At 61.2% G+C, this 6,277-nt stretch carries 7 protein-coding genes and 1 pseudogene; 2 read left to right on the plus strand and 6 right to left on the minus strand.

Annotated features, from left to right (window positions below; all coding sequences use genetic code 11):
- Positions 1-66 precede the first annotated feature (66 nt).
- Positions 67-1,269 (plus strand): glycosyltransferase family 4 protein, encoded by a 1,203-nt coding sequence (locus ABD819_RS16710; RefSeq protein ID WP_345126103.1) that lies wholly within the window; start codon positions 67-69, stop codon positions 1,267-1,269.
- Between the two features lie 141 nt (positions 1,270-1,410).
- On the opposite strand, the gene nth is transcribed toward ABD819_RS16710, so the two are convergent.
- The 4 genes from nth to ABD819_RS16730 all read right to left on the minus strand — a co-directional run bounded on the left by nth (position 1,411) and on the right by ABD819_RS16730 (position 3,722).
- The gene (gene nth, locus ABD819_RS16715) at positions 1,411-2,085 is read right to left on the minus strand and encodes an endonuclease III (RefSeq protein ID WP_345126105.1); all 675 of its coding nucleotides are present in this window, start codon (positions 2,083-2,085) and stop codon (positions 1,411-1,413) included.
- Positions 2,086-2,218: 133 nt separating this feature from the next.
- Complete coding sequence (locus ABD819_RS16720) at positions 2,219-2,410, minus strand: hypothetical protein (protein ID WP_345126106.1); 192 nt, start codon at positions 2,408-2,410, stop codon at positions 2,219-2,221.
- Positions 2,388-3,023 carry an RNA polymerase sigma factor gene (locus tag ABD819_RS16725; RefSeq protein ID WP_345126107.1) on the minus strand — a complete coding sequence of 212 codons (636 nt, stop codon included), beginning with the start codon at positions 3,021-3,023 and terminating at the stop codon, positions 2,388-2,390. Before ABD819_RS16725 ends, ABD819_RS16720 begins: the two co-directional genes overlap by 23 nt.
- 294 nt (positions 3,024-3,317) lie before the next feature.
- Positions 3,318-3,722, minus strand: coding sequence for a hypothetical protein (locus ABD819_RS16730; protein WP_345126108.1), 405 nt, complete (start codon positions 3,720-3,722; stop codon positions 3,318-3,320).
- Between the two features lie 129 nt (positions 3,723-3,851).
- Here ABD819_RS16730 and ABD819_RS16735 point away from each other — a divergent pair, with 129 nt between their 5' ends.
- Positions 3,852-5,141 (plus strand): MFS transporter, encoded by a 1,290-nt coding sequence (locus ABD819_RS16735; protein WP_345126110.1) that lies wholly within the window; start codon positions 3,852-3,854, stop codon positions 5,139-5,141.
- A gap of 296 nt (positions 5,142-5,437) precedes the next feature.
- Here the strand turns inward: ABD819_RS16735 and ABD819_RS16740 are convergent, their stop codons facing one another.
- Together ABD819_RS16740 and ABD819_RS21580 are read right to left on the minus strand one after the other, a co-directional pair.
- The gene (locus tag ABD819_RS16740; RefSeq protein ID WP_345126111.1) at positions 5,438-6,076 is read right to left on the minus strand and encodes a nucleotidyltransferase family protein; all 639 of its coding nucleotides are present in this window, start codon (positions 6,074-6,076) and stop codon (positions 5,438-5,440) included.
- Positions 6,077-6,170: 94 nt separating this feature from the next.
- Positions 6,171-6,277, minus strand: a pseudogene (locus ABD819_RS21580) (IS982 family transposase); the annotation flags it as partial.

Below are 6,277 nucleotides of genomic sequence, written 5' to 3' on the forward strand. Positions count from 1 at the left end.
GAATGAGTGAATGCCACACAATCATTCACTCATTCACTCATTCGCTCCTTCACTCATTGACACACTATGCACATCGCCGTTTTTAGCCAGTACCACACCAGCCCCGACTGCCCGGCCACCAGCCGGCACTATACGCTGCTGGCGCACCTGGCCAGGACCCACCGCGTGACCCTGCTGACCACGCCGGCCTGGCGCGGGCAGCAGCTCACGCGGGAGTTTGCGTGGGTACCGGCGGGGGTAGAAATCCGCGAAGTGCAGGTCGCTTATGATAACAAGATGGGGCCGGCCCGGCGCGCATTGGCCTTTGCGCACTACGCGGCCTGGGCCGTGCGCGAAGGCTTGCGAATAGATAGGCCCGACGTGGTGTGGGGCATTAGTACGCCGCTGACGGCGGCTTGGGCGGCGGCGCAGGTGGCCCGGTTCCGCCGGGTGCCCTGGGTGTTTGAAGTGCAGGACTTGTGGCCGTCGTTCCCGATTGCGATGGGGGCCGTGCCCACGGCGCTGGCCCGGCGGCAGCTGTATCAGCTGGAAAAACGGCTGTATGAAAGTGCGGCCCACATACTGCCGCTTTCGCCCGATATGACGCGCTACGTGACGGAATTGGGCATTGCGCCCGAGAAAGTGACCACCGTGCTCAACGGCACCGACCTGGAGCTGGCCGCTCGCGCCACGCCGGCCGTGGTTGAAAATCTGCGGCAGGAGCAAGGCCTGGCCGGCAAGCGGGTTATTCTCTACGCTGGCACATTTGGGCGGGCCAATGGCATTCCGGAACTGGTGGCGGCTGCCGAAACCATGGCGGCCGCCGATACTGACGCCGTGTGGGTATTTCTGGGGCACGGCTTCTTTGAGCCGCTGATTGCGGCGGCGGCGGCGCGGTGGCCGGCCCGTATTCGGCTGGTGGGCGGGCAGGCGCGGCACCAAGTGTTTGGCTGGTTTGCGCTGGCCGAGGTATCGGTGGTGTCGTTTCTGGGGTTGCCGGTGCTCGATGCCAATTCGCCGGCCAAACTATACGACTCGCTGGCGGTGGGCACTCCGGTGGTCGTCACGAACCAAGGCTGGACTAAGGCACTGGTAGGGGAGCACGGTTGCGGCTGGTATGTACCGGCCGGCGATGTGGCCGCTTTGGTAGCGCAGCTGCAAGCCCTACTGGCGCAGCCCGAGCTACTACTAGCGGCCGGAGCCAATGGTCGGCAGCTGGCGGTGCGGGAGTTCGACCGGCAGCTACTCGCCCAGCGCGTGCAGCGGATTCTGGAGGCTGCTGCCCGGTAAGTATAAAAGTTTGGTGAGCGTTACACTGTAACAAGCAACGTTTTGTGCCCGCTAGTGCCGGGTTTATGCTGCCGTGTGCGGCTGCCTTGGCCGGACATATCTGTAACGGCTGGTAAACCGCCTGTCAAGCGGCTGATAAGGCTAAACGGCTACTATTTTTTTAGCTGCCGGCACTACCACATTCTTCTCAAAATAAGCGCAGCTGGGGGCCAGTGGGCAGATGCCGCATTTGGGCGTGCGGGCCACGCAGGTGTAGCGGCCGTGCAGAATCAGCCAGTGGTGGGCCTTCGCAATCAGCTCCTGTGGGATGTGGCGAACCAAGCCTTTCTCCACGGCCAAGGGCGTGGTGGCGGCTTTGGGCACGAGGCCGATGCGGTGCGATACCCGGAAAACGTGGGTATCGACGGCCATGGCGGGTTGGTTGTAGATGACGGAAACCACCACGTTGGCGGTTTTGCGGCCCACGCCGGGCAGGCGCTGCAGCTCGTCAATCTGGCTCGGAACTTCGCCCCCGAATTCCTCCGTAATCATTCGGCCCAGGCCAGCCAGGTGCCTGGCCTTGTTATTGGGGTAGGAAACGCTGCGGATGAAGGGGAAAATAGCATCGGCCGTGGCCGCGCCCAGGTGGGCGGCCGTTGGGAATTCGGCCAGCAGGGCCGGCATCACCAGGTTCACGCGCTTATCGGTGCATTGGGCGCTGAGCACCACGGCCACAATCAGCTCATACGGGCTGCCGTAGGCCAGCTCGGTTTTAGGCTCCGGAAAGTTGGTGGTGAAGTAGTCGAGGAAGAAGCGAAACCGGGCGGCGCGGGACATGCGGGGTGGTGGTAAACAGGCAAAAATAAAACGGTCATGCTGCGCTTGTCAGAGCAGCATGACCGTACGGGTAAAGTTACAGGCTACGCCTTGCGATGCGGGCGGAGCGGCAGCAATAGAAATACAAACGGGCTCAGTACCTGGCTAAAAAAGTGCGCGAGTAGCGCAAAATGGCCTCGGAGGTTTCGGGCCGGGGTTCGCGACGTACTCCGTCGAGCGCCCGCTGGGCCAAAAGGAGGTCGGCGCAGCTGGCGGCCAGGTCGGGGTCGTGCTGCAGTAGCTCCTCTACCTCGCGCTGCCTTTCAGCCGGCAATTCGTTGTACACATACTGGAGCAGTGTCGAATGGGGTAAGGTTTGAATCATAATGAGGATAATTGGCGGTCATCTTTTTCCGCAGGTTAATCAGCGCATAGCGCATCCGGCCCAGGGCCGTGTTGATGCTCACGCCGGTGGCATCGGCAATTTCCTGAAAGCTCATATCACCATAGTGGCGCATCAGCAACACCTCCTTTTGGGCGGCGGGCAATTGCTGAATTAACGCCCGAAGGCGGGTATGGGTTTCTTCGCGGGACAGAATATCGTCCGGGCCGTCGTCGGCGATGGTAAGGGTATTGGTGAGGCGGTCGTTGTCGGTGAGGCTGATGTGGGGCACCCGCTTGCCGCGCCGGAACGAATCGATGGCCAGGTTGTGGGCAATGCGGCAAATCCAGGGGGCAAACTTGCCCTCTTCGTTGTAGCGGCCACTCTTCATGGTGTGAATGGCCTTGATGAAGGTATCCTGCAACAGGTCCTCGGCTAGGTCCTCATCGCGCACGATGAGGAGGATGGTCGTGAACGCACGACTGCGATGCCGCTCCAGGAGGATGGCGAAGGCGGATTCCTGGCCAGCCAGGTAGAGCGAGATGAGCGCGGAGTCGCTCGGTTGCAAGAGGTCCATAAAGGGCTACGGATAAAGGGAACGTAGAGCTTCAGGCCATAGTATGCAGTTACCGAGAAAAAAAATTGGGAGGCGACGAATGCGGGTGCGTTAAACTCCGCTACTATCGGACCAAATGTAAAGCGAGCGAATGAATATCTGCAACAGGAGAAAGTGAAAAAAGACAAAATCTTTTTGCTCCCAAGACGCAACCTTCCTCAAAACTTCATCCAAGCCACTTTTCTCAATTTCGAAGCAGAAAAAAAAGTGAGAAAAGTTTCAATTGCCGAAGAAAAAAACAAAGCCCTTGCTGTCTTATTGGGCCAACCACTGGTAGGCAATGGCTTCGTCGGTAAAAAGCGCGGTGAAGTAGCTGGAGTCGGGCCGGGCAGCGGCGCTGATGACCGCCACCGAGCTATCGGACTGGCCGTGAGCGGCCCGCAACGGCGAAATCAGAAAGGCGATGCGCACGGGATTAGCGTAGCGGCTGATGAGTTGGGGAAAAAAATCGGCGTTCATCCAGGTAGTGAGCGCGGGCGAGGCCAGCTCCTCGCGGCGGCGCAGGTCGAGGAGCCAGCGCCAGCAGCCCTGCGCATCGGCGGCGGCCAGGATGGCAAAATAGCCGGCCTGCAGCTCAGAAGCCGTGATTTCGCGCTGCCAGCGGGCCACGATGGCCGGCAAGTCGGGGCGGGGCGTTATTTCCAGGCCGTAGGAGTGCATTGCTTGGGGCTGCGCGGGTAGTGAAAAGGAGAGGTGCAAGGTAGGCCAAACCCACGGCTAAGCCAAACGGCCGGGAGCCGGCCGGGCTACCTTTGCCGCTGGCCGCCATGGAGGCGGTTTTCGTGCCTTATGTTGCCTTCTACTGATTCCTCGCCGGCCCACGACCCGTACGCGGCCCTGCGCATCCCCGATTTTCGCCGGCTGGTGTCGGCCCGGGTGCTGTTTATTGTTGCCAGCCAGATTCAGGGCGTGGTGGTGGGCTGGCAGATTTACGAGCTCACCAACAACCCGCTGGCCCTGGGCCTGATTGGACTGGCCGAGGCCATCCCGAGCATCACGGTGTCGCTCTACGCCGGGCATGTGGCCGATTCGGTGCCACGCAAGCGCATCATCGTGCCCATGATGGTGCTGCTGTTTCTGTGTTCGCTGAGCTTGTTTTTGTTGACCCGGCCGGGCGGCATGGCGCTGTTTGCTAATCAGCAGCTGGCCTCGTTTCCACTGTATGTGGTGATGCTGTACGTGGTGTTGTTCGTGAGCGGCATCGCGCGCGGGTTTCTGGGGCCGGCGGTATTTTCCTTCATGCCGCAGCTACTGCCCGACCGGGCGCTGCTCCCGAACGCGGTGACTTGGAATTCAACCAGCTGGCAGGCAGCGGCGGTGCTGGGGCCGGCCATCGGCGGCCTGCTGTTTGCCCAGATGGGCAAGGGCTTCGCCTACGGCGTGGATGCGGGTCTGATGCTGCTTTCGCTGCTGCTGTTTCTCAGCATTGCCAGCCGGGCGCTGCCGGAGCGCGAGGGCGAGCGGCTGAACCTGGGTGAGAGCATTCTGAGCGGGGTGCGCTTCATTTTTGCCAACCAGATTGTGCTGGCGGCGCTGTCGCTGGATTTGTTCGCGGTGCTTTTTGGCGGGGCGGTGGCGCTGCTGCCCATCTTCGCCAAAGACATTCTGCAAACCGGGCCCGACGGCCTGGGTTACCTGCGGGCCGCGCCCGCCGTGGGCTCGGTGCTGATGGCCGTGTGGCTCACCTATTTGCCGATGAAACGGAGAGCCGGGCGCAAGCTGCTGTGGGCCGTGGCAGGCTTCGGGCTGGCCACCATCGGGTTCGCGCTGTCGAAAAGCTTCGCGCTGTCGCTGTTCCTGCTGTTCCTGACGGGCGTGTTCGACTCGGTTTCGGTGATTGTGCGCTCCACGCTCATCCACACTTACACGCCGGAGTACATGAAGGGCCGGGTATCGGCGGTGAATAACATCTTCATCGGTTCCAGCAATGAGATTGGCGGGTTTGAGAGCGGCGCGGCGGCCAAGCTGATGGGCACGGTGCCCAGCGTTGTGTTCGGCGGGCTGATGACGCTGGTGGTGGTGGCCGTGACGGCTTTGAAAGCCGATAAGCTGCGCAAGCTGGAATCGGGCACGAAGTAGAAAAGGGCCCGCCGCGCGCGTCCGGCTATACTTAGAGCAATTTCCGAGTTAGTGCACATTTTTTAAAACAGTTAAAAGTTGAGAGTTAAAAGTTAAAACCCACTACGTCTGGTTTTTAACTTTTAACTCTCAACTTTTAACGCCGTACATGGACTTGGAAACCGCTGTAGGTGGATAAGAAGAGCCCGCCACCGCTGCCCGGTCATGCTTAGGGGAGTAAGAAGGGCCCGCCGCGCGCGTCCGGCCATGCTTAGGGAGGTAAGCATGGCCCGCCACCGGTGGTGGGTGCTGTCGCGCTACCGGGGCGGCACCCGCAGCAGGGCGGCGTATTGCTCCGGCGTATCCACGTCGAGCAGGCCGGCCGGAAACGCTACCTGCCCCACGGCCGTACCCAGCCGCGCAATGAGGCGGCCCGCGCCCTGCGCTCCTTCCAGCTTGAGCAGCTCGGGAAAGATGGAGGTGGCAAATACGGCCGGCACGCCCAGTGTATCGCCGTAGGCAGCAGCCACGATGGGAGCTTGGGTGGCCTGCTGCTGCGTGATGAGCTGCCGCAGCAGCTCCGGTGTCACCAGTGGCTGGTCGGTGAGCATGATGAGCACGGCGCGGGGCTCGGCCGCTGCCACGGCGGTCAGGCCGGTGCGGATTGACGAGGCCATGCCCGTTGCCCAGTCGGGGTTGTGCGCGGCCTGGATGGGCAAGCCGGTCACTTCAGTCAGTAGCTCATCGTGCAGCGCCCCGGTGACGAGGACGATGGGCGCGCAACCAGTAGCCGCGGCGGTTTCGGCAGCGTGGCGCAGGAGGGTGCGGCCGTGGTAGGACAATAGCTGTTTGGGCCGGCCCATGCGGGTGGATGCCCCGGCGGCCAGCAGCACCAACGCCACCGGCCCCAACGAATCGGGAGCGGTGGCGTTGAGTTCATACGTATCAGTGTGCATTTTGAGAGGAGTTAAAAGTTGAGAGTTAAAAGTTAAAACTCATTCTATCTGACTTTTAACTCTCAACTTTTAACTAAGTAACCCAAGTTGCGGACTATATGCCGGCTTGGTCGAGGGCGTGCACAAAGATGAAGAGGACGATTTTGAGGAAGAAACCTTGGGCCGTAACGGCATGAATTTGCTTGGGAAAGCGGGCCGTGA

Origin of the sequence: Hymenobacter antarcticus (genome assembly GCF_039539545.1) — a bacterium.
GTDB lineage: Bacteria > Bacteroidota > Bacteroidia > Cytophagales > Hymenobacteraceae > Hymenobacter > Hymenobacter antarcticus.

Coding starts and splice junctions, on each gene's coding strand:
- ABD819_RS16710 (WP_345126103.1), top strand. CDS start 67: ATGCACATCGCCGTTTTTAGCCAGTACCACACCAGCCCCGACTGCCCG.
- nth (WP_345126105.1), bottom strand. CDS start 2,085: ATGTCCCGCGCCGCCCGGTTTCGCTTCTTCCTCGACTACTTCACCACC.
- ABD819_RS16725 (WP_345126107.1), bottom strand. CDS start 3,023: ATGGACCTCTTGCAACCGAGCGACTCCGCGCTCATCTCGCTCTACCTG.
- ABD819_RS16730 (WP_345126108.1), bottom strand. CDS start 3,722: ATGCACTCCTACGGCCTGGAAATAACGCCCCGCCCCGACTTGCCGGCC.
- ABD819_RS16735 (WP_345126110.1), top strand. CDS start 3,852: ATGTTGCCTTCTACTGATTCCTCGCCGGCCCACGACCCGTACGCGGCC.
- ABD819_RS16740 (WP_345126111.1), bottom strand. CDS start 6,076: ATGCACACTGATACGTATGAACTCAACGCCACCGCTCCCGATTCGTTG.